A 21,676-nucleotide genomic window follows, 5' to 3' on the forward strand; every position below is an offset into this window, starting at 1 on the left:
TGCGCCGCGCCATCGCCCGCCGCCTGAGCGAAAGCAAGCAGACCGTGCCGCACTTCTACCTGACGGTGGACTGCCGCATGGACGCGCTGCTGGCGCTGCGCGCGCAGGCCAACCAGGCCGGCGCCATCAAGCTGTCGGTCAATGACTTCATCGTGCGCGCCGCCGCCCAGGCGCTGCGCGACGTGCCGGAAGTGAACGCCAGCTGGCAGGACGACGCCATCGAATACCACGCCGGCGCCGACATCTCGGTGGCCGTGGCCACCGAGGGCGGGCTGGTGACGCCCATCGTGCGCGACGCCGACGACAAGTCGCTGTCCGCCATCGCCGCCGAGATCGTCGAGCTGGCCGGCCGCGCCAAGGTCAACCGCCTGAAGCCCGAGGAATTCACCGGCGGCTCGCTCACGGTGAGCAACCTGGGCATGTACGGCATCAAGCAGTTCGCCGCCATCATCAATCCGCCGCAGGCCGCCATCCTGGCCGTGGGCGCGGCCGAGCGCCGCCCCGTGGTCGGCCCGAACGGCGAGCTGGAAGCCGCCACCGTCATGACGGTGACGCTGTCGGCCGATCACCGCGTGGTCGACGGCGCCGTCGGCGCGCAGTGGCTGGCCGCGTTCCGCGCCCGCATCGAAAACCCCGTCCGCATCCTGCTGTGAGCCCCGCCATGACCAAGACGAGTTTCGATGTGGTGGTGGTGGGCGGCGGCCCCGGCGGCTACGTGGCCGCCATCCGCGCCGCGCAGCTGGGCCTGTCGGCCGCGCTGGTCGAGCGCGCCGAGCTGGGCGGCATCTGCCTGAACTGGGGCTGCATTCCCACCAAGGCGCTGCTGCACAGCGCGACGGTGCTGCGCGCCTGCCGCGAGGCCGCGCACTATGGCGTGACCGGCGCCGACGCCGCGCGCCCGGACCTGCCCGCCATGGTGACGCGCTCGCGCAAGGTGGCCGGCCGCCTGGGCCAGGGCGTGGCGCACCTGATGAAGAAGAACGGCGTGACGGTGATCCAGGCCAGCGCCCGGCTCGCCGGCGCCGGCAGGCTGGCGCTGGACAACGGCGGCACCCTGTCGGCGCGCCACATCATCCTGGCCACCGGCGCGCGCGCCCGCGAGCTGCCGGCGCTGCCGCTGGGCGAGCGCATCTGGGCCTATCGCCAGGCGCTGGTGCCAGACGCCGTGCCCAAGTCGCTGCTGGTGGTGGGCGCCGGCGCCATCGGCGCGGAGTTCGCCAGCTTCTATCGCGCGGTCGGCGCCGACGTCACGCTGATCGACATGACCGCCGAGATCCTGCCGCAGGAAGACGCCGAGATCTCGCAGCTGGCGCGCAAGGCCTTCGAGAAACAAGGCATCCGCGTGCTGACGCAGTGCGCCGTCACGGCCTCCAGCCCCACCGCCACCGGCGTGAAGGTCACGCTGGAACAGCAGGGCAAGCGCAGCGAACTGGAAGTCGAGCGCGTCATCGTCGCGGCCGGCATCGTCGGCAACGTCGAGAACCTGGGCCTGGAAGGCACGCGCGTCAAGGTGGAAAAGAGCCACATCGTCACCGACGGCCTGTGCCGCACCGGCGAGCCGGGCGTCTACGCCATCGGCGACGTGGCCGGCGCGCCCTGGCTGGCGCACAAGGCCAGCCATGAAGGTGTGCTGTGCGTGGAAGCCATCGCCGGCAAGCCGGCGCACGCCATCGACCCGCTGCGCATTCCCGCCTGCACCTACTCGCACCCGCAAGTGGCCAGCATCGGCATGACCGAGGCGCGCGCGCGCGAGCATGCCGCCAGGCATGGCGGCGAGATCCGCGTGGGCAAGTTCACCTTCGCCGGCAACGGCAAGGCCATCGCCATGGGCGAGGACCAGGGCCTGGTCAAGACCGTGTTCGATGCCCGCTCCGGCGAGCTGCTGGGCGCGCACATCATCCACCCGGAAGCCTCGGAGCTGATCACCGGCTACGGCGTGGCAACCGCGCTGGAAGCCACCGAGGAAGACCTGATGCACACCGTGTTCGCGCATCCGACGCTGTCGGAAACGCTGCACGAATCGGTGCTGGCGGCCTTCGGGCGGGCGCTGCACGGCTGAACGCGGCCGCCCGATAACACGCGATCAATCCCAAGCAGGCGCCAGCCCGTCCGGCGACACCAGCCTGCCGTCCGGACGCGCCAGCGCGGCGATGCGCGCCATGTCGTCGGCGGACAGCGCGAAGTCGAACACGCGCGCATTGGCCTCGGCGCGGTCGCGCTGCAAGGTCTTGGTCAGCGTCACCACGTTGTCCTGCTGCACCAGCCAGCGCAACGCGATCTGCGCCGGCGTCTTGCCCAGGCGCGCGGCGATCTCGCCGATCACGGGATCGGTCAGCACCTTGCCGTCCGCCATGCCGAAATAGGCCGTCACCGTCATGCCCAGCGCGGCCGCCTCGGCGCGCACCGCGTCCTGGTCCAGGTAGGGATGGAACTCGATCTGGTTCGTGACCAGCGGCGCGGCGCTCAGGGCGGCGGCCTCGCGCATCAGCTTGATGTTGAAATTGCTGACACCGATGTGGCGCGCCCAGCCGCAAGATACGGTCTGGTTCAGCGCATCGATCTGCTCGGCCAGCGGCGCCTTGTCGCCGGGCCAGTGCAATAGCAGCAGGTCCACGTAATCGGTGCGCAGCCGCGCAAGGCTTTCCTCGACCGAGCGCAGCAGGTCGGGCGTCCGGTAGTGGTCCACCCAGACCTTGGTGGTCAGGAAAATCCGGTCGCGCGGCACGCCGGCCTCGGCCATGCCACGGCCCACGTCGGCCTCGTTGCCATAGATCTGCGCGGTGTCGATATGGCGGTAGCCCAGCTCCAGCGCGGTCCGGGTCATGCGGGCGGTGTCCTCGGCAGGCATGCGGAACACGCCCAGGCCCAGCGCGGGAATCTCGGCGCCGTCGCGGCCCAGGGGTTTGGTGGGGATCATTCGGTCTTGCTCCAGCGGGTATCTCAATGGCCGCACATTCTGCGCGCATGGATCATTGAGAAAAACACCGATAAACTCACAATACTTATGCCTTGGAGTCACGAATGTCCCTGAATTCCGACGCCCTGCGCCTGTTCCTGGCCGTGGTGGACGCGGGCACCATGAGCGCGGCCGCCGAGATGCTGGGCCAGACCGCATCCGGCGTCAGCCGCGGCCTGTCGCGGCTGGAGGAAGACCTGGGCGTGACCCTGCTGACCCGCACCACGCGGCGCATGGAACTGACCGAGGAAGGCGCGCTGTTCCTGCAGAAGGCGCGCGGCATCGTCGCATCGCTGGAAGAGGCCGAGGAATGCATGCGCATGGTGCACCAGCAGCCCGCCGGCCGGCTGCGCGTGGACGCCTCGGCGCCGGTGATGCTGCACTGCGTGGTGCCGCATGTGGCCGAGTTCCGCCGCGCCTATCCCCAAATCACGCTGGAGCTGACCAGCAACGACCGTATCGTCGACCTGATGGAACACCGCAGCGACGTGGCGCTGCGCGCCGGTCCGCTGACCGACTCCACCTTGCACGCCCGCCCGCTGCGCCCCGCGCCGCGCTGGCTGCTGGCCAGTCCCGACTACATCGCGCGCCGGGGCGAGCCGAAGGACGTGGACGAACTGCTGCAACACGAGTTGCTGGGCTTCACGCAGCCGGAAAGCCTGAACGTCTGGCCGCTGCGCCACGCGGGCGGCTCCAGCTTCGCCATCACCCCCACGCTGGCCACCTCCAGCGGCGAGACCCAGTACCAGCTGGCGCTGCGCGGCGTGGGCATCGCCTGCCTGTCCGACTTCATGGTGCGCGACGAGCTGGCCGACGGCCGGCTGGTGAAGGTGATGGAACACGCCTACACCGACTACCTGCAGCCGCTGAATGCCGTCTACTACCGCAACACGCAGCTGTCGCGGCGCATCGCCTGCTTCCTGGATTTCATCGCGGCGCGGATGTAGCCGCGCACGCATACACGAACGCGGGCGCGGCTGGCCCGGCGCTCAGTACTTCAGGCCCGTATCGCACAACACCGTGGCCACCACCGCATCCGCGCGCAGCCGGCCCGATTGCAGCAGCTTCACGGCGGCGCACACATTGGCGGCGGCGGAATAGCCCACGTACAGTCCCTCCCGCACCGCCAGCGTCCGACGCCACGCCTCGGCTTCCTCGTCCGTCACGGCCAGGCTCAGGTCCATCAGCGACGCGTCCCAATGCGGCGGCGCCGCGCCGTAGCTGGTGCCCTGGATCAGGTGCCGCGCCTTCGAGACCGGCTGGCCGGCCAGCACTTCGCAGCCCAGCGGCTCGACGGCGGCGCACACGGTTGCCGCGCTGGCGGCCTTCATGGCTCGCGCCACGCCCATGAAGGTGCAGCCCGTGCCCACCGCCGCGACCCAGCCGTCGGCGGGTCGGCCCAGCTGTTCCAGGATCTCGCGGCCCGTGCCGGCCTCGTGCGCCGCGATGCACTCGACCGCGTTGAACTGGTCCACATAGAATCCGCCGCGCTCGCGCGCCAGCGCGGCGGCCATGTCCGCCGCCGCCTGCACGTCCGCGCCCGTGACCTGGCCGGGCGCGCCATCGACCTGCGGCACCAGGATCACCTCGGCGCCCAGCCCTTCCAGCATGCGGGCGCGCGCCGGGCTGTTGCCGGCAGACATCGTGACCAGCAAGGGATGCCCCAGCGCCGCGCAGGCCACGGCCAGTCCCGCGCCCATGTTGCCACTGGTCATCTCGACCACCGGCATGCCCGGCTTGAGCCGGCCATCCGCGCGCGCCGCCAGCAGGATGGCCTTGGCGGCGCGGTCCTTCACGCTGCCGCCGGGCTGCAGGAACTCGGCCTTGGCGACCAGCCGGCCCGGGCCGGCGTGGATCCGGTCCAACGAGATCAGGGGCGTGTTTCCTATCAAATCCAGCGCGGAGGTCGCGAGCATGTCCGTTCCAAGTGCATGGCAGGCGCGGCGGGCCTGCTTCCAGGACGGAGATTGTAGGAAACGCCAGCGCCGGCGTCAGTCTCGCGGCGCCGCGCCGTCCACCGCCGCTTCGATCCGCGCCACCGCCGCCGCGTCCAGCCTGGGCAGCAGATCCAGCGCGCCCAGGTTCTCGCGCAGCTGCGCCACGCCGGACGCGCCCAGCAGCACCGTGCTCACGTCCGGATTGCGCAACGCCCACGCAATCGCCAGCTGCGCGCGCGTGGCCCCCAACTCATCGGCCACGTCGCGCAAGCGGCGCGCGGCGGCCTGCATCGCCTCCTGGCGGTCGGCGTAGACGAAATCCTTGAGCCAGCCGAAGCCCTCCGCCGCCAGCCGCGAATCCGCCGGCACGCCCTCGTCATACCGGCCGGCCAGCACGCCCGAGGCCAGCGGCGACCAGGTCGTCAGCCCCAGCCCGCGCCGCTCGACCAGCGGACGGTACTCGTGCTCGACGCGCTCGCGATGGAACAGGCTGTACTGCGGCTGCTCCAGCTGCGGCGGCACCAGGTCGTGGCGCTCGGCAAAGGCGCACAGCGTCTCGATGTCGGCCGCCGGCCATTCCGAAGTGCCCCAGTACAGGATCTTGCCCTGTTGCACCAGCGTGTGCATGGTCCAGGCGATTTCCGGGATCGACATGTCCGGGTCCGGTCGATGGCACAGGTACAGGTCCAGATAATCCAGCCCGAAGCGCCGCAGCGCCTGCTCGCAAGCCTCGACCAGGTGCTTGCGGCTCAGGCCCTGCTGCGTCGGGCGCGGCCCGCCTCCTGGCGCATGATTGTCGGCGGCGCCGTACAGCGCCTTGCTCGACACGCAATAGCCGTCGCGCGGCCAGCCCAGCGCCTTGATGGCGCGGCCCAGCATGCGCTCGGCCTCGCCGCCGAGATAGACCTCGGCGCTGTCGAAGAAATTGATGCCGTGGTCATAGGCGCAAGCCAGGCAGTCGCGCGCGGCGCGGTCGTCCAGCGTGGTGCCGAACGTGATCCAGCTGCCATAGGAGAGCGCGGACAGTTTGAGGGCCGACTGGCCCAGGCGGCGGTATTGCATGACGGTCTTCCTGATATCCCGTGGAAAGCGTCATGGTGCGGCGCTCGCGGCCATCCGTAAAATATTCAATTCATGCGCCGACGAGACGCGCCGGATATCGCCGTGACCGCTATGCGGCGTCGGCTTGGCCCACGGGCCGCGTCGCCTCGCGCAGCGCGGCGATCAACGAATCCCGTATCGGCGAGGCGTCACCAGCCCGCCAGGCCAGCAGCAGATCCAGCCGCCGCAGCGCGCCCGGCGCGTCCACCGAGATCGGTCGGAACACAACATCGCCGCGCGGCTCGCGCGCCAGCGAGGCTGGCAGCAGGGCCGCGCCGAAACCGCTGGCCACCAGCGCCACCACCGTCTCCAGCCGCCGCGCTTCCTGCGCCACGCGCGGCGCGAAGCCCGCCGCCAGGCACAGCGAAACCAGCTGGTCATGAAAGCCCGGGCCGAGCGTGCGCGCCGACGCCACGAACGCATCTTCCCTGAGCGCGGCCAGTTCCACCACATCGCATTCGGCCAGACGGTGCGAGGCTGGCAAGGCGATCAGCACCGGCTCGCTCAGCAAGGTCTCGAAATGCAGACTCGGCGCGCTGACGCCGGGATGGCGCATGAGGCCGATGTCGGCGCGTCCCAGTTCCAGCGCCTCGACCTGCTCGCGCGTGGTCGCCTCGCGCAGCGTGAACGACACGGCGGGATGCGCCGCGCGGAAACGCCGCAACCCGCGCAGCAGCGATTCATAGGGAGAAATATTGACGAAGGTCGCCGTCAGGTGGCCTTCCATGCCCTGCGCCACGCGCCGCGCCTGCGCCACCCCTTCGTCCAGCGCCGCCAGCATGCGTCGCGCCGTCTCCAGGAATGCCGCGCCCGCCGGCGTCAGCGTCACGCTGCGGTTGGTGCGCGCCAGCAAGGGCGCGCCCACCTGCGCCTCCAGCCGCTGGATCGCCTGGCTCAACGGCGGCTGCGCCATGTGCAGGCGCTGGGCCGCGCGGTTGAAATGCAGCTCTTCCGCCACCGCGATGAATTGCCGCAGCAAGCGCGTTTCGATCATGCCTGGCTCCCGCTCATGTGAATCAGCTCCTGCGCTTCGCGGCGCCGCTGGCCGTCGCAGTCCGCTTGCCGCGCACCGGCGCGGCGGCGTGCGCCACGCCTGCCGCCTTGTCCGCGCCTTCCGGCGCCGCATCGTCCAGCGCCGCCTCTTCGGCCACCCACTCCACGAAGGCCCGCACCTCCGGCCGTTCCAACGCATCGGGCAGCGTCACCGCGTAATACGCGAAGCGCGCCGGCCAGGGCTTGTGCAGCACCTGCACCAGCCTGCCCGCCTCGATCTCGGCGCGCGCATGCTCCTGCGGCACCAGCGCCAAGCCCTGCCCCGCCTCGGCCGCGCGGATCAGCAGGAAGTCATCATCGAAGGACGAACCCCGCCGCGCGCGCGCATCGACCGCCACGTCATGCGCCGCCAGCCACAGCGGCCAGTCCGCGCGGTCGGCATCATGCAGCAGGGGAAGGTCCAGACACTCGGCGGGCGACCGCAAGCCCTTGCGCCGTCCCAGCAGCGCCGGACTCGCCACCGGCACCAGCACCGGCGCCATCAGCCATACCGCGCGCAGGCCGGGATAGCGCCCGAGCCCGTGCCGCAGCGCCACGTCCACGCGGTCGCGACGCAGATCCACCACCGACGACGAGGCCTCGACCCGCAGCTCGATACGTGGATGTCGCGCGCGAAAACGCGCCAGCCGGGGCACCAGCCACGACGCCGCGAAGGACGCCATCGTACTCACCGTCACGATCTGCCGCGACGGCGCCCGCGCCAGCATGTCCACCGCCGCCTCGATCTGCGAGAACGCCTGCCGCAGCAGCGGATGCGCCGCCGCGCCGTCAGCCGTCAGCCGCAAGCCCTGGCGCTCGCGCGTGAACAGCGCCACGCCCAGCCGGTCCTCCAGCAAGCGCACCTGCTGGCTGACCGCCCCCGGCGTCACATGCAAGGCCTCGGCGGCCGCCTTGATGCTGCCGCGCCTGCCCACCTCGACGAAGGCGCGCAGCGCCGCCAGCGGAATCGAAGAGCTCATGAATATAGTTTTCCTAAATCCAGCGCGCAGAAATCATCGTTTCCCAATGGCGCCGTCACTGACGATCATAGCTCCTGAAACGTTCAAAGCACGTCGGGGCAGCGCCGACGACTATTTAGGAAACCTGCATGCTAACGCTCTACACCGACAGCTCGCCCAACGGCTTCAAGGCCACCATCGCCCTGGAAGAACTCGGCCTGCCCTACACCCTCAAGCACGTCCACATCAACCAGGGCGAACACCGCCAGCCCGACTTCCTGCGCCTGAACCCGCATGGCCGCATCCCCGTCCTCACCGACGACGAGACCGGCATCACCCTGTTCGAATCCGCCGCCATCCTGCTCTACCTGGCCGAGAAAACCGGCCGCCTGCTGCCCGCCGAACCGCGCGCCCGCTGGCAAGCCACGCAATGGCTCATCTTCCACGCCGCCAGCGTCGGCCCGCTGATCGGCCAACGCGTCCACTTCGAAATCTTCGCCGCCCACAAAGACCCCATCGCCATCGAACGCTACCGCCGCCTCACGCACGAAGCCTACGCAACGCTGGACCAGCACCTGGCCAGCGGCCAGCCCCATTTCGCCGGCGACGAATACAGCATCGCCGACATCGCCCACTTCGGCTGGACCCATATCGCCCGCCTCATCGGCTTCGACTTCGACGCCTACCCGCATCTGAGCGACTGGCACGAACGCATCGCCCTCAGACCCGCCGTGCAGCGCGGCATCATGCTCCCGGAGCCCGCCATCGGGGCATGAGTAGGCCCACCCCCGAAGCGCTTGCGCGCCTCCCCCCAGGGGGCATGCCTGCGGACCGAAGGGGTGACGCCCACCCCCGAAGCGCTTACGCGCTTCCCCCTCAAGGGGGCATGCCTGCGGACCGGCAAAGCCGGATCCGCGGCATCCGGCTGGCGGATGCACTGATCATCATCATCATGAATATGAACGCGACTACTACCAACTCTATCGACATGCCGTCCGGCGCCTCCTGGGCCGCGCATGCCCGCCATCCCGGCTACCGCCGCATGTTCGCGCCCGACGCGCTGACGCTGGGCATCTTCCTGCCGCTGCGCTTTTATGAAGGAGACATGCGCGTGCTGGCTGGCCAGTCCCGCCTCGTCAGCGACATCGACGCCCGCGGCTTCGCCGCCGCCTGGGTTCGCGACATCCCGCTGTACGACCCGCGCTTCGGCGACGCCGGCCAGCTCTTCGACCCCTTTACCTACCTGGCCTACCTCGCCGCCAGGACGCAGCGCATCTCCCTGGCCACTGGCAGCGCCATCTTCTCGCTGCGCCACCCCATCGACCTCGCCAAATCCGCCGCCACCATCGACCAACTCTCCGGCGGCCGCCTCGTCATGGGCATCGCCTCCGGCGACCGTCCCATCGAGTTCCCCGCCTACGGCCTGCAACACGACCAGCGCGCCGAGCGCTTCGCCCAGGCGGTGGTCGACTTCCGCCGCCTGCTCCAACCCGGCCGTCGCGCCCTGACCTCGCCGCTCGGCCACATCACCGACGCCGAACTCCTGCCCAAGCCCGCCGCCGGCCCCATCCCCCTGCTCGTCACCGGCGCCAGCGGCCAATCCCCGGACTGGATCGCCGCACACGCCGACGGCTGGCTCACCTATCCCGGCTCGTCCGTCGTCCCCGCGGGCCCCAAGGCCCTGGGCCAGAAAATCCAGGCCTGGCGCGACCGCATCCCCGACGGCGGCTTCCGCCCTCACGCCACCAACGAATGGATAGACCTGGTCGACGACCCCACGCACCCGCCCACCCTGCTGCACGGCGGTTTCATCCTGCAGATCGGCCGCCACGCGCTCATCGATCTGCTCTCGCAATGGCAGACTGCCGGCGTCAACCACGTCGCCCTGGGCATCCAGTTCTCACGCCGCCCCGCCGCCGAAGCCATCCAGGAATTGGCGGAGGAAGTGCTGCCGCGCTTCCCGTCGCATGAGGATGTGCCGCCACTGGATATGGATTGGTAGGCGTGACTGCGAAAGCAGCGTGCGAACTGCTATACGCATGAACGGCGAACAGCAGGCCACGCAGCACACGCCAACACTCACCGCCAGGCAAGGCACGCCCCTCCACAACCAACACCCCCACGACGCAAGCCACCACGTATGCAGAAACCGGCCGCCCGCGCGGCCGGTTTCTGCGGGCGACGCAAACCCCGCCCCCGACCACGGCTCCAGCAACGCCACATCCCTCGAAACTCGCAGCCCCTCGGGCGGGGCGGCGCGGCTGCGAGCAACCTCGATGCGCCCGAGGGAATCCGAAGGCAGCCGCCGCACGCGGCAACGAGGATGACGAAGGGGGGGCCCCCGCCTAGGGAAGTCCGGAGCGAAGGCTCCGGACCGCGATCGTGGGCGCGAGCAGCCGCGACGCCCCGCCCGAGGGGCGACCCACGAAGCGCCAGCACACAACGCTCAACGAAGCACCAGCAGCAGCAGCAAAAGCAGTAGCAGCAGTGAAGACAACAGCCTCACAAACCGCCAACACTCCAGCCCCCCAAAAAAGACCCAAAAAAAACGGCGCCACAAAGGCGCCGTCTTCTCCAAAACCCAAACCCTCAACGCTTCTGCTTGAGCTGCGAAAGATCCCGCACCGCCCCCCGATCCGCCGAAGTCGCCAGCGCCGCATAAGCCTGCAAGGCCAGCGACACCACCCGCTCCCGATCCACCGGCTCCCAGGCCTTCTCCCGCGCGTTCATCGCCTCGCGACGCCGCGCCAGCACCTCATCCGACACCGCCAGATGCATCTTGCGCCGCGGAATATCGATCTCGATCACATCGCCGTCTTCCACCAGCCCGATCGTGCCGCCCTCGGCCGCCTCCGGCGAAGCATGCCCGATCACCAGCCCCGACGACCCGCCCGAGAAACGCCCGTCCGTGAACAGCGCGCACACCTTGCCCAGACCCTTGGACTTCAGATAGGACGTCGGATACAGCATCTCCTGCATCCCCGGCCCGCCCTTCGGCCCTTCGTAGCGGATCACCACGACATCGCCGGCGACGACCTTGTCGCCCAGGATGCCTTCCACCGCATCATCCTGGCTCTCGAACACCCGCGCGCGTCCCGTGAACACCCACTGCGACTCATCCACGCCCGCGGTCTTCACGATGCAGCCCTTCTCGGCCAGGTTGCCGTACAGCACCGCCAGCCCGCCGTCCTTCGAATACGCGTTTTCCTTGCTGCGGATGCAGCCTGTCTTGCGGTCCGTGTCCAGCGTCAGGAACGTCGCGTCCTGGCTGAACGCCACCGTCGTCGGAATGCCGCCGGGCGCCGCGCGATAGAACTTCTGCGCCGCCTCGCCCGCGCCGCCCGCCACGTCCCACTGCGCGATCGCATTGCCCAGCGTGCCGCTGTGCACATTGCCGCAGGACAGGTCCAGCAGATCCGCGCGCGCCAGCTCGCCCAGGATGCCCAGGATGCCGCCCGCGCGATGCACGTCTTCAATGTGGTACTTGTCGGTGGCCGGCGCCGCCTTGCACAGGCACGGCACCTTGCGCGAAATGCGGTCGATGTCGGCCATCGTGAAATCCACACCCGCTTCCTGCGCCGCGGCCAGCAGGTGCAGCACCGTGTTGGTCGAGCCGCCCATCGCCACGTCCAGCGCCATCGCGTTCTCGAACGCGCTCTTGGTGGCGATGCTGCGCGGCAGGACCGACGCGTCCTCTTCCTGGTAATAGCGGCGGCACAGATCCACCACCAGGCGGCCGGCCTGCTCGAACAGGCCCTTGCGCCATGCGTGCGTGGCCACGATCGTGCCGTTGCCCGGCAGCGCCAGGCCGATGGCCTCGGTCAGACAGTTCATCGAGTTGGCGGTGAACATGCCGGAACAGGAACCGCAGGTCGGGCAGGCGCTGCGCTCGACCTCGGCCACATCCGCATCCGACACATTGGGATCGGCCGCCTTGATCATGGCGTCGATCAGGTCGATCTTGGCGATCACCTTGCCGTCCGTCGGCGACTTCACCTTGCCCGCTTCCATCGGGCCGCCCGACACGAACACCACCGGGATGTTCAGACGCATCGCGGCCATCAGCATTCCCGGCGTGATCTTGTCGCAGTTCGAGATGCAGACCATCGCGTCGGCGCAATGCGCGTTCACCATGTACTCGACCGAGTCGGCGATCAGCTCGCGCGACGGCAGCGAATACAGCATGCCGCCGTGACCCATGGCGATGCCGTCGTCCACGGCGATGGTGTTGAATTCCTTGGCGACGCCGCCGGCGGCCTCGATTTCCTTGGCGACCAGCGCGCCCAGGTCGCGCAGGTGCACGTGGCCCGGCACGAACTGCGTGAAGGAGTTGACCACCGCGATGATCGGCTTGCCGAAGTCTCCGTCCTTCATGCCGGTGGCGCGCCACAGGGCGCGGGCGCCGGCCATGTTGCGGCCGTGGGTCGAGGTGCGGGAACGGTAGTGCGGCATGATCTTTCTCAGGCGGTTAGCGGACGGGCGAAACGCTAAATAATACGCCGGTTCCGCGCCCGCGCGCCTGGGGACATGCCCGGAGGAGCCCCACGCGCCAGATTCGCGCTGACTTCAGGCCAGGTTCGCGCCGGCTTGCGCCCGGATGCCCGCGCCGGTCCCGCAACCCTCAGGCGGACGCCGCCCCGCGCGCCGCGAAGGCGCTGGGCGGCTCGCCCAAGGCCTTGCGGAACATGGCCGCGAAGGCGCTCGGACTCTCGTAGCCCAGGTCCAGCGCCACGTCCAGCACCCGCTCGCCGCGCGCCAGCCGTTCCATCGCCGCCAGCAGCCGCGCCTGCTGGCGCCAGCGGCCGAAGGTCATGCCGGTATGGCGCAGGAACAGGCGCTGCACCGTCTTGGGATCCACCCCCAATTCAAGGGCCCAGTCGGCCACGCCGTCCTGCCGCTCCGGATGCCGCACGATGGCGCGGCAGATGCGCGCCAGCCGGGGCTCGGCCGGTTGCGGCAAATGCAGCGGCAGCACCGGTTCCTGGCGCAGCTCGTCCAGCAGCAGCATCATCAGGCGGCCGTCGCGCGTGCCCGGCTGCCAGTCCAGCGGCACCTCGGTCGCCGCCGCCATCAGCTCGCGCAGCAGCGGCGAGATAGACAGCACGCAGCACTGCGTGGGCAGGTGCGCGGCCGCGCCCGGCTCGACGAACACCGTGCGCATGCGCGGCTCGCCGCTCATGCGGATGCCATGCGCCACCCAGGCCGGCACCCACACGCCGCGCGTGGGCGGCACCACCCAGATGCCCGCCTCGGTCTCCACCACCATCACGCCCGAGATCGCGTAGAGCAGCTGCGCGCGGCGATGACGATGGCGGCGCACGCGATGGCCGTCCTCGTAGTCCACCGCCAGTCCGGCCACGGGCCGCGCCGAGGCTTCGTAGGGGAACAGGTCCAGGTTCGCGGGGGTGCGGGGATGGTTGCGCGCCGGCGCGGCGCTGGGCGCGGGCGACGGAATGTCCTTTTTTCGACGATTCATGTCTGATTGGCGGTAGACGGTCTGTTTCAGTGTACCTACCATCGTTCCCGTTCACCTGACATTTCCCTGCATCTCCCTCATGCCCGCCATCCGCCCCACCGCCCCGACCCTTGCCGCTTGCGCGGCGGGCGGCGGCGCGCGCCGGCGGCGCTCGACCCTCGCGCTACGACTACGCCGCGGTTGCCGGGCCTAGCGCCCCGTGGCCGCCCGGCAGCCCTGGGTCCCCGCGCGGCCCCAGCCGCCACGTTCGCTTTCCCGTTTGCATTCCCGACCGGCAGCCGCCACGGCGCATTCCCGCGCGCGCACGGCCTGGCCGGCACCAGCGACCGCCCGAGGACACCCCATGATGCTCGAACAGCCCCAACACAAATACCGCCCCGTCCACCCCTTCACCCGCGACTATGCCGAGCGGACCTGGCCGTCGCGCCGCCTGGATGCGCCGCCCATCTGGATGAGCACCGACATGCGCGACGGCAACCAGGCCCTGATCGAACCGATGGACGCCGCGCGCAAACTGCGCTTCTTCGAACAGCTGGTCGCCGTGGGCATGAAGGAAATCGAAGTTGCTTTCCCATCGGCCTCGGACACGGACTTCAACTTCGTGCGCCAGCTCATCGAGGAAGAACGCATTCCCGACGACGTCACCATCGAGGTGCTGACCCAATCGCGGCCCGACCTGATCGAACGCACCTTTGAATCGCTGCGCGGCGCTCGCCGCGCCATCGTCCACCTGTACAACCCGATCGCGCCGCAGTGGCGCCGCATCGTCTTCGGCATGAGCCGGGATGAGATCAAGGACCTGGCGCTGGCCGGCACGCGTCAGATCCGCGCCCTGGCCGACGCCGATCCCGGCACGGAATGGATCTACGAGTATTCGCCCGAAACATTCAGCCTGGCCGAGCTGGACTATGCGCTGGAGGTCTGCGACGCGGTCAGCGCCATCTGGAACCCCAGCCCGGAGCGCAAGATGATCATCAATCTGCCATCCACCGTGGAATGCGCCAGCGCCAACGTCTACGCCGACCAGATCGAATGGATGCACCGCCGCCTGGCGCGGCGCGACAGCATCGTGCTCAGCGTGCATCCGCACAACGACCGTGGCACGGCCGTCGCAGCCGCCGAACTGGCGGTGATGGCCGGCGCCGACCGCGTCGAGGGCTGCCTGTTCGGCAACGGCGAGCGCACCGGCAACGTCGACCTGGTGACGCTGGCGATGAACCTGGACATGCAGGGCATACCCAGCGGGCTGCGGTTCAAGGACATGGCTGCCGTGCGTGAGTGCGTCGAAGCCTGCAACCAGCTGCCGGTGGACGTGTTCCACCCCTATGCGTTCAGACCCGCAAGCCCAGCAGCGCCTCGCGCAGGTGCCGCAGCCCTCGGCTGAGCGGCTTGTCTCCGCGCATGACGATGGCCAGCGTGCGCGCCAGGCGCGGCGCCAATGGCAACACGGTCAGCGCGTCGCGCCGCCCCGCGCCCGACACCGCCAGCCTGGGCAGCACGGCGCAGCCCAGGCCGGCGGCCACGATCTCCTTCATGGCCTCGGTGCTGCCCAGCTCCATCACCGGCTTGGCCGCCAGGCCGGCCTCCTCGAACCAGTCGTCCACCAGCCGCCGCGTGCGCGCGCCCGGCTCGAACAGCACCAGCGGCAGCGCCGCCAGCGCCTGCGGCGTGGCGCTGGCCGGAATCGCGATCGGTCCGCGCGCCGGGAAGATGGCCACGAATTCGTCCTCCCGCAGCGGCTCGACCTGGAACATGCGGCCCGGGGCCGGCATCGTCACCAGGCCGATATCCAGCGTGTTGTTCTCCAGCCCGCGCAGCATGTCGGCCGTGTTGCCCGTGCTGGCCACGACCTCCAGCGCCGGGAAGCGCCGCCGCAGGTCCGCCAGCAGCGGCGGCAGCAGATAGGTGCAGGCGGTGGCGCCCGTGCCCAGCCGCAGCCGGCCGCTGACCTGCGAGGCATGCGCCGTCATGGCCTGCTCGGCCTGGGCCAGCGTCGCGTCGATGGCGCGGATGTGCGTGAGCAGTTCCAGCCCGGCCGCCGTCGGACGGGCGCGCCGGCCGACGCGCTCGACCAGTTTCAGCCCGTAGCGCCGCTCCAGCTGCCGCACCTGCAGGCTGACCGCCGGCTGCGTCACGCCGTTGCGTTCGGCGGCGGCGGAAAAGCTGCCCAGTTCCGCCACCTGCGCGAACATGCGCAAATGGTCCAGGTTCAGTCCACGCATGACCTCAAATCCAAAGTTTTACTTATGCAATTCATAATAGGCCAAAGCTTTAATAATAGGTCTGCCTGCCTCACACTGACGGCTTACTGGATTGCGCCGTCGGCCCGGATGCCGGCGGCACTTGATCCGACGGCACTTCCTCCGCCGTTTTTTTATTCCTGCGCCCAACCGTCCATGCCCGCCCCCACCCTCCTCATCCGCGACAGCGTCGACGCCGACCTGCCCGCCATCAAGGCCATCTACGCCCATCATGTGCTGCACGGCACCGCCTCCTTCGAGCTGGACCCGCCGTCCATCGAGGAAATGCGCCAGCGCCGCGCCGCCGTGCTGGCCCAGGGCATGTTCTACCTGGTGGCCGAGATCGACGGCGAGGTGGTGGGCTATGCCTACGCCACGCCGTACCGCCCGCGCCCGGCCTACCGCCACACGGTGGAAGACTCGGTCTACGTGAAGACCGGCCGCGGCGGACTCGGCATCGGCGGCAAGCTGCTGGCCGCACTGGTCGAGCGCTGCGCCGCGGCCGGCTGGCGCCAGATGCTGGCCGTGGTGGGCGACAGCCGCAACGCGGCCTCGCTGGCGCTGCACGCCAGCCAGGGCTTCCATCCCGTGGGCACGCTGCGGTCGGTCGGCCACAAGCATGGCGAATGGCGCGACACGGTGCTGATGCAGCGCGCGCTGGGCGACGGCGACGCCACGCCGCCGGGCCGGCCGTGAGTCCGCCCCGGGACGCGGCCGGCGGCCTGTCTGCCGTCGCTCCCGTCCGTCCGCCGGTCGGCGTCCGGGCCATCGTCTGCCTGGGCCTGTCCCAGCTGATCGGCTGGGGCGTCACCTTCTACCTGATCGGCGCGCTCGGTCCGGCGATCACCGCCGGCCTGGGCTGGAACTCGGCCGCCGTCTATGGCGGCTTCTCGGCCGCCATCGTGACCATGGCGCTGGTTTCGCCCATCGCCGGCGTGGCGGTGGATCGATGGGGCGGCCGCCGCGTGATGCCGGCCGGCGCGGTGCTCTCGGCGCTGGGCTGCGTGGCGCTGGCCTCGGCCCATGCGCTGCCGCACTATTACCTGGCCTGGGCCGTGCTGGGCACGGGCATGCGGCTGAGCCTGTACGACGCGGCCTTCGCCTCGCTGGCCCGCGCCGCCGGGCCGACCGCCCGCCGGCCCATGTCGCAGATCACCCTGTTCGGCGGGCTGGCGTCCACCGTGATGTGGCCGGTCGGGCACCTGCTCGCCGAATGGCTGGGCTGGCGCGGCGCGGTGCTGGCCTATGGCGCGCTGGCGCTGGCGACCGCGCCGCTGTTCCTGGCGCTGCCGCGCCAGCGCTACGCCGCGTCCGCGCCGCAGGCCGGCGCGGCGGCTGGCGGCCTGGCGCGCAGCCAGGGCGAGCGCCGGCTGGCCGGCGCCTTGTACGCGCTGATCGCGATGCTGACGAATTTCCTGGCGGCGGGCAACGCCGCGCATCTGATCTCCATCCTGACCGGCCTGGGACTGGCGGCGGCCGCGGCCGTGGGCGTGGCCGCGCTCTGGGGCGTGGGCCAATTCTCTGGCCGGCTGGTCGACGTTGCGCTGGGCGGGCGGCTGCATCCGCTGACAATGACGTTGATCGTGTGCCTGCTGCTGCCGCTGTCCTTCGCGCTGGCGCTGGCCTCGGATGGCGACGTGGCCATGCTGGCGGTCTATGCGCTGGCCTACGGCGCCTGCAACGGTCTGCTGACCATCGCGCGCGGCACGCTGCCGCTGGCGCTGTTCGACTACCGCAGCTACGGCGCGGTGGTGGGCGGGCTGCTGATCCCCAGCTTCCTGCTGACCGCCGCCGCGCCGGTGGCCTACGCGCAGATGGTCGAGCGTCATGGCGCGCGCGGCGCGATCGTCCTGTCGACCGCGCTCGCGGTCGGCATCCTGGCCTGCGCCGCGATCCTGCGCTGGCGCTTCATCGGCCGGGCCAGGCAGGGCGGCTGAACCGCGTCACCGCGTGCGCCGGAAACACAGAGCGCCGGAAACACGGAATGCGCGTAATCCCTGGACCGCGCCGACGCGCAAGCCCCGACGCGTCCTGACCTCAGCCGGCCTGACGGCCGCCCGCGTCCCACTTGGCCCAACCCGCCTTGCGCAGCTTGCAGGCCGGGCACTCGCCGCAGCCGTAACCCCAGTCGTGGCGCGCGCCGCGCTCGCCCAGATAGCAGGTGTGGCTGTCCTCGACCACGATATCCACCAGCGCGTCGCCGCCCAGCTTGCGGGCCAGCGCCCAGGTCTCGGACTTGTCGATCCACATCAGCGGCGTCTCGATGGTGACGCGCGCGCCCAGGCCCAGGCCCAGCGCCACCTGCTGCGCCTTGATGGTGTCGTCGCGGCAATCGGGATAGCCGGAGAAATCGGTTTCGCACATGCCGCCCACCAGCACGTCCAGCTGACGGCGGTAGCCCAGCGCGGCGGCCAGCGTCAGGAACAGCAGGTTGCGGCCCGGCACGAAGGTATTGGGCAGGCCGTTGGCCTGCATCTCGATGGCGCGGTCGCTGGTCATGGCGGTGTCGCCCACCTGGCCCAGCACCTTCAGGTCCAGCAGATGGTCCTCGCCCAGGCGCGGCGCCCAGTCGGGAAAGCGTTCGCGGATGCGGGCCAGCACGGTCAGGCGCGCGTCCAGCTCGATGCGGTGGCGCTGGCCGTAGTCGAACGCCACGGTTTCCACATGCGCATAGCGCTCCAGCGCCCAGGCCAGGCAGGTGGTGGAATCCTGCCCGCCGGAAAACAGCACGAGCGCGCGACGTTGATGGTTTTGCATAAAGGGGGTTTATCGAATTACGAAGGGATCAGTCGCACTTTAACGCAGCGCCCGGCGTTTCCCGTAAGGATCGCTGCGTAAAATCGAAGCGCTTTTCCTTTCTGGTGTTGTTGCTCCACGCGTTTTTCGTCGCCGGGCCATCCCAAGATGAAAAACGCCGCCCCGCCGGGGCGGCAGGCGCGCATGGCGCGTGGCGTGGAGCCCCGATCCCCCTCCCTGTTCCATCCACCCCGTCCGACGGATACCCGCCCGATGAATGCCAGCAGCAGCCGCCCGCAGTCCGATTCCGCTGAACCCTTGCGTCACGATATCCGGCTGTTGGGCCGGCTGTTGGGGACGGTCATCGCGGAATGCGAGGGCAAGCGGGTGTTCGACACCATCGAGACGCTGCGCCGCACCGCGGTGAAATTCCGCCGCGAGGGCAACGACGCCGACGGCAAGCTGCTGCAGGAGCGCGTCAAGCGATTGCAGGGCAGCGACCCGAACTCGGTGGCGCGCGCCTTCAGCTACTTCCTGCACCTGTCCAACATCGCCGAGGACCGCGACCAGAACCGCCGCCAGCGCGCCCGCGCCCTGGCCGACCCGGCGCCGTCGCGCGGCAGCCTGCGCGAGACCGTGCAGACGCTGGGCCGCCACGGCGTCGGCCCGGCCCGCATCCGCCGCCTGCTGGCCGAGGCCTGCGTGATGCCGGTGCTGACCGCCCACCCCACCGAAGTGCAGCGCAAGAGCACGCTGGACGAACACCGCGAGATCGCCCAGGCGCTGGCCCACCGCGACGCCACGCTCACCCCCGAGGAGCTGGCCGAGATCGACGCCACGCTGCTGGGCCGCGTGGCCACGCTGTGGCAGACCCGCATGCTGCGCTACACCCGCCTGACGGTGGCCGACGAGATCGAGAACGCGCTGTCCTATTACCGCAGCACCTTCCTGCAGGCGATTCCGCGCCTGTACGGCGACCTGTCGCGCCTCTTGAACCGCGAATCGGCCAAGCCCTTCGCCGCCCCGCCCCCGCCGCTGGAGCCGTTCCTGCGCATGGGCAGCTGGATCGGCGGCGACCGCGATGGCAATCCCAACGTCGACGCCGGCACGCTGGAACGCGCGCTGCTGCGCCAGGCCACGGTGCTGTTCGAACACTATCTGCAGGAGGTCCACGCGCTGGGCGCGGACCTGTCCATGACCACGCTGCTGATCGCCGCCGACCCGGACCTGCAGGCGCTGGCCGACCATAGCGGCGACGACTCGCCGCACCGCGCAGACGAGCCCTACCGCCGCGCGCTGGTCGGCGTGTACGCCCGCCTGGCCGCCACCGCCCAGGTCCTGACCGGCCAGAACCTGGCCCGCCGCAGCACCGTGGCGGCCCAGGCCTATGACGGCCCCGAGGCCTTCGCCGCCGACCTGGCGCTGGTCGCCAAGTCGCTGGCCGCCCACCACGGCGCGCCCATCGTGCGGCTGCGCCTGGCCGGGCTGCAGCAGGCGGTGGAAGTATTTGGCTTTCACCTCGCCACGGTGGACCTGCGCCAGAGTTCCGACGTGCACGAGCGCGCGCTGGCCGAACTGTTCACCCGCGCCGGCACGCAATACCAAGGCCAGCCGCTGGACTACCTGGCGCTGGACGAGGACGCGCGCGTGGCGCTGCTGCGCGCCGAGCTGGCGCAGGCGCGCCCGCTGGCCTCGCCGTGGATCGCGTACAGCGAGGACACCACCCGCGAGCTGGCCGTGCTGCGCGCCGCCGCGGCCGGCCGGGCGCGCTACGGCAAGCAGGCGGTGCGCCAGACCATCGTGTCCCACACCGAGACGCTGAGCGACCTGCTGGAAGTGATGGTGCTGCAGAAGGAAGCCGGCCTGATCGCGCCGGCCGGCGCGCCGATCCAGGACGACGACGGCCTCATGGTGGTGCCGCTGTTCGAGACCATTCCCGACCTGCAGCGCGGCGCGGCCATCATGGCGGCCTGGCTCGACCTGCCCGAGATCCGCGAACGCGTGAAGCGCGCGCAGCACGGCGCGCAGGAAGTCATGCTGGGCTATTCCGACAGCAACAAGGACGGCGGCTTCCTGACCTCGAACTGGTCGCTGTACCAGGCCGAACGCGCGCTGGTGGACGTATTCTCCGCGCGCCACGTGCGCCTGCGCCTGTTCCACGGCCGCGGCGGCTCGGTGGGACGCGGCGGCGGCTCCAGCTTCGACGCCATCCTGGCGCAACCGCCGGGCACGGTGGCCGGCCAGCTGCGCCTGACCGAGCAGGGCGAAGTGATCCAGAGCAAATACAAGGACGCCGAGATCGGCCGCTGGCACCTGGAGCTGCTGGTCGCGGCCACGCTCGAATCCAGCCTGGCGCCGCGCGCCGAGGCCGCCAGCGCCGAAGACGCGCACATGGCGCGCCACGGCCAGGCCATGTCCTTCATGTCCGAGACCGCGCAACGCACCTATCGCGGCCTGGTCTACGAAACGCCGGGCTTCGCCGAGTACTTCTTCGCGTCCACGCCCATCAGCGAAATCGCCGGCCTGAACATCGGCTCGCGCCCGGCCTCGCGCAAGAAGGGCCAGCGCATCGAAGACCTGCGCGCCATTCCCTGGGGCTTCTCATGGGCGCAATGCCGGCTGATGCTGACCGGCTGGTACGGCATGGGCTCGGCCATCGAGGCCTATCTGGAAACCGGCGCGCCGGGCGCCCCCGCCTCGCGCCGCGCGCGGCTGGCGCAGCTGCGCGAGATGGCGCGCGAGTGGCCGGCCTTCCGCACGCTGCTGTCGAACATGGAAATGGTGCTGGCCAAGTCCGACCTGGCCATCGCCGCGCGCTACGCCCAGCTGGTGCCCAAGCGGGCGCTGCGCGAGCGCATCTTCGGCGCCATCAGCGCCGAGCACGGCCGCACGCTGGCCATGCTCAAGCTGCTGACCCAGCGCGAGCTGCTGGCCGACAACCCCACCCTGCAAGCTTCGCTGCGCGAGCGCTTCGCGTACATCGATCCGCTGAACTACCTGCAGATCGAGCTGATCCGCCGCCATCGCGCCGCCCAGCGCGATCCGGACGCGGCGGTAGACGAACGCGTGCAGCGCGCCATCCATCTGACCATCAACGGCATCGCGGCGGGGCTGCGCAACTCGGGTTGAAGCCAGCGCCCGCCGCTGGCGGGCGGTGATCGGGGCGCGAAAGCGCCCCCCTGGGGGGGGGGGGGGGGGGGGGGGGGGGCGGGGGTCGGGGTTAAAAAAAAAAACAACAA

At 70.2% G+C, this 21,676-nt stretch carries 18 protein-coding genes; 9 read left to right on the forward strand and 9 right to left on the reverse strand.

Annotation, left to right across the window (positions count from 1 at the left end):
* Together ACEU5R_RS28840 and lpdA are read left to right on the forward strand one after the other, a co-directional pair.
* The coding region (locus ACEU5R_RS28840) for a 2-oxo acid dehydrogenase subunit E2 (RefSeq protein ID WP_392413206.1) at positions 1-653 on the forward strand (653 nt) is incomplete at its 5' end.
* Positions 654-661: 8 nt separating this feature from the next.
* Positions 662-2,059 (forward strand): dihydrolipoyl dehydrogenase, encoded by a 1,398-nt coding sequence (lpdA, locus tag ACEU5R_RS28845; RefSeq protein WP_392413207.1) that lies wholly within the window; start codon positions 662-664, stop codon positions 2,057-2,059.
* Positions 2,060-2,083: 24 nt separating this feature from the next.
* Here the strand turns inward: lpdA and ACEU5R_RS28850 are convergent, their stop codons facing one another.
* A complete protein-coding gene (locus tag ACEU5R_RS28850; RefSeq protein WP_103271298.1) occupies positions 2,084-2,917 on the reverse strand; it encodes an aldo/keto reductase in 834 nt (277 codons plus the stop codon).
* 104 nt (positions 2,918-3,021) lie between these two features.
* Between ACEU5R_RS28850 and ACEU5R_RS28855 the strand changes: the two genes are divergently transcribed.
* A complete protein-coding gene (locus tag ACEU5R_RS28855) occupies positions 3,022-3,903 on the forward strand; it encodes a LysR family transcriptional regulator (protein ID WP_103271299.1) in 882 nt (293 codons plus the stop codon).
* A gap of 42 nt (positions 3,904-3,945) precedes the next feature.
* Here ACEU5R_RS28855 and ACEU5R_RS28860 read toward each other — a convergent pair whose 3' ends face one another.
* The 4 genes from ACEU5R_RS28860 to ACEU5R_RS28875 all read right to left on the reverse strand — a co-directional run bounded on the left by ACEU5R_RS28860 (position 3,946) and on the right by ACEU5R_RS28875 (position 8,006).
* Entirely contained in the window at positions 3,946-4,872 is a 927-nt protein-coding gene (locus ACEU5R_RS28860) for a PLP-dependent cysteine synthase family protein (RefSeq protein ID WP_103271300.1), read from the reverse strand.
* A 75-nt stretch (positions 4,873-4,947) separates the two neighbouring features.
* Positions 4,948-5,955: an aldo/keto reductase gene (locus tag ACEU5R_RS28865; RefSeq protein WP_392413210.1), complete on the reverse strand. Its 1,008-nt coding sequence runs from the start codon at positions 5,953-5,955 to the stop codon at positions 4,948-4,950.
* A gap of 109 nt (positions 5,956-6,064) precedes the next feature.
* Entirely contained in the window at positions 6,065-6,988 is a 924-nt protein-coding gene (locus ACEU5R_RS28870; protein WP_103271302.1) for a LysR substrate-binding domain-containing protein, read from the reverse strand.
* Positions 6,989-7,010: 22 nt separating this feature from the next.
* Positions 7,011-8,006, reverse strand: coding sequence for a LysR substrate-binding domain-containing protein (locus ACEU5R_RS28875; RefSeq protein ID WP_392413212.1), 996 nt, complete (start codon positions 8,004-8,006; stop codon positions 7,011-7,013).
* A 128-nt stretch (positions 8,007-8,134) separates the two neighbouring features.
* On the opposite strand from ACEU5R_RS28875, the gene ACEU5R_RS28880 reads away from it, so the two are divergent.
* Complete coding sequence (locus tag ACEU5R_RS28880; RefSeq protein ID WP_392413214.1) at positions 8,135-8,761, forward strand: glutathione S-transferase family protein; 627 nt, start codon at positions 8,135-8,137, stop codon at positions 8,759-8,761.
* Between the two features lie 182 nt (positions 8,762-8,943).
* Positions 8,944-9,987 (forward strand): LLM class oxidoreductase, encoded by a 1,044-nt coding sequence (locus ACEU5R_RS28885; RefSeq protein WP_392413216.1) that lies wholly within the window; start codon positions 8,944-8,946, stop codon positions 9,985-9,987.
* A gap of 587 nt (positions 9,988-10,574) precedes the next feature.
* Here the strand turns inward: ACEU5R_RS28885 and ilvD are convergent.
* The gene (gene ilvD / locus ACEU5R_RS28890; RefSeq protein WP_392413217.1) at positions 10,575-12,437 is read right to left on the reverse strand and encodes a dihydroxy-acid dehydratase; all 1,863 of its coding nucleotides are present in this window, start codon (positions 12,435-12,437) and stop codon (positions 10,575-10,577) included.
* Positions 12,438-12,606: 169 nt separating this feature from the next.
* The gene (locus ACEU5R_RS28895) at positions 12,607-13,461 is read right to left on the reverse strand and encodes an AraC family transcriptional regulator (RefSeq protein ID WP_392413219.1); all 855 of its coding nucleotides are present in this window, start codon (positions 13,459-13,461) and stop codon (positions 12,607-12,609) included.
* Between the two features lie 346 nt (positions 13,462-13,807).
* On the opposite strand from ACEU5R_RS28895, the gene ACEU5R_RS28900 reads away from it, so the two are divergent.
* Positions 13,808-14,845, forward strand: coding sequence for a 2-isopropylmalate synthase (locus tag ACEU5R_RS28900; protein WP_392413224.1), 1,038 nt, complete (start codon positions 13,808-13,810; stop codon positions 14,843-14,845).
* On the opposite strand, the gene ACEU5R_RS28905 is transcribed toward ACEU5R_RS28900, so the two are convergent.
* On the reverse strand, positions 14,793-15,683 hold the full coding sequence (locus ACEU5R_RS28905; protein WP_392413221.1) for a LysR family transcriptional regulator: 891 nt from the start codon (positions 15,681-15,683) through the stop codon (positions 14,793-14,795). The two genes, ACEU5R_RS28900 and ACEU5R_RS28905, sit on opposite strands and share 53 nt — an antisense overlap.
* Before the next feature lie 174 nt (positions 15,684-15,857).
* Here ACEU5R_RS28905 and ACEU5R_RS28910 point away from each other — a divergent pair, with 174 nt between their 5' ends.
* Positions 15,858-16,397 carry a GNAT family N-acetyltransferase gene (locus ACEU5R_RS28910; RefSeq protein WP_103271307.1) on the forward strand — a complete coding sequence of 180 codons (540 nt, stop codon included), beginning with the start codon at positions 15,858-15,860 and terminating at the stop codon, positions 16,395-16,397.
* Between the two features lie 26 nt (positions 16,398-16,423).
* On the forward strand, positions 16,424-17,638 hold the full coding sequence (locus ACEU5R_RS28915; RefSeq protein ID WP_392413226.1) for an MFS transporter: 1,215 nt from the start codon (positions 16,424-16,426) through the stop codon (positions 17,636-17,638).
* Positions 17,639-17,738: 100 nt separating this feature from the next.
* On the opposite strand, the gene queC is transcribed toward ACEU5R_RS28915, so the two are convergent.
* Positions 17,739-18,458, reverse strand: coding sequence for a 7-cyano-7-deazaguanine synthase QueC (gene queC / locus ACEU5R_RS28920; protein ID WP_392413223.1), 720 nt, complete (start codon positions 18,456-18,458; stop codon positions 17,739-17,741).
* A 183-nt stretch (positions 18,459-18,641) separates the two neighbouring features.
* On the opposite strand from queC, the gene ppc reads away from it, so the two are divergent.
* The gene (gene ppc, locus ACEU5R_RS28925; protein WP_233772797.1) at positions 18,642-21,566 is read left to right on the forward strand and encodes a phosphoenolpyruvate carboxylase; all 2,925 of its coding nucleotides are present in this window, start codon (positions 18,642-18,644) and stop codon (positions 21,564-21,566) included.
* The last annotated feature ends 110 nt before the right edge of the window (positions 21,567-21,676 follow it).

The sequence above is a fragment of the Achromobacter sp. 413638 genome (assembly GCF_043119405.1).
Classification (GTDB): domain Bacteria; phylum Pseudomonadota; class Gammaproteobacteria; order Burkholderiales; family Burkholderiaceae_B; genus Achromobacter.

Coding starts and splice junctions, on each gene's coding strand:
- ACEU5R_RS28860 (WP_103271300.1), bottom strand. CDS start 4,872: ATGCTCGCGACCTCCGCGCTGGATTTGATAGGAAACACGCCCCTGATC.
- ACEU5R_RS28865 (WP_392413210.1), bottom strand. CDS start 5,955: ATGCAATACCGCCGCCTGGGCCAGTCGGCCCTCAAACTGTCCGCGCTC.
- lpdA (WP_392413207.1), top strand. CDS start 662: ATGACCAAGACGAGTTTCGATGTGGTGGTGGTGGGCGGCGGCCCCGGC.
- ACEU5R_RS28905 (WP_392413221.1), bottom strand. CDS start 15,683: ATGCGTGGACTGAACCTGGACCATTTGCGCATGTTCGCGCAGGTGGCG.
- ppc (WP_233772797.1), top strand. CDS start 18,642: ATGGCGCGTGGCGTGGAGCCCCGATCCCCCTCCCTGTTCCATCCACCC.
- queC (WP_392413223.1), bottom strand. CDS start 18,458: ATGCAAAACCATCAACGTCGCGCGCTCGTGCTGTTTTCCGGCGGGCAG.
- ACEU5R_RS28885 (WP_392413216.1), top strand. CDS start 8,944: ATGAACGCGACTACTACCAACTCTATCGACATGCCGTCCGGCGCCTCC.
- ACEU5R_RS28850 (WP_103271298.1), bottom strand. CDS start 2,917: ATGATCCCCACCAAACCCCTGGGCCGCGACGGCGCCGAGATTCCCGCG.
- ilvD (WP_392413217.1), bottom strand. CDS start 12,437: ATGCCGCACTACCGTTCCCGCACCTCGACCCACGGCCGCAACATGGCC.
- ACEU5R_RS28910 (WP_103271307.1), top strand. CDS start 15,858: ATGCCCGCCCCCACCCTCCTCATCCGCGACAGCGTCGACGCCGACCTG.
- ACEU5R_RS28855 (WP_103271299.1), top strand. CDS start 3,022: ATGTCCCTGAATTCCGACGCCCTGCGCCTGTTCCTGGCCGTGGTGGAC.
- ACEU5R_RS28900 (WP_392413224.1), top strand. CDS start 13,808: ATGCTCGAACAGCCCCAACACAAATACCGCCCCGTCCACCCCTTCACC.
- ACEU5R_RS28875 (WP_392413212.1), bottom strand. CDS start 8,006: ATGAGCTCTTCGATTCCGCTGGCGGCGCTGCGCGCCTTCGTCGAGGTG.
- ACEU5R_RS28895 (WP_392413219.1), bottom strand. CDS start 13,461: ATGAATCGTCGAAAAAAGGACATTCCGTCGCCCGCGCCCAGCGCCGCG.
- ACEU5R_RS28880 (WP_392413214.1), top strand. CDS start 8,135: ATGCTAACGCTCTACACCGACAGCTCGCCCAACGGCTTCAAGGCCACC.
- ACEU5R_RS28870 (WP_103271302.1), bottom strand. CDS start 6,988: ATGATCGAAACGCGCTTGCTGCGGCAATTCATCGCGGTGGCGGAAGAG.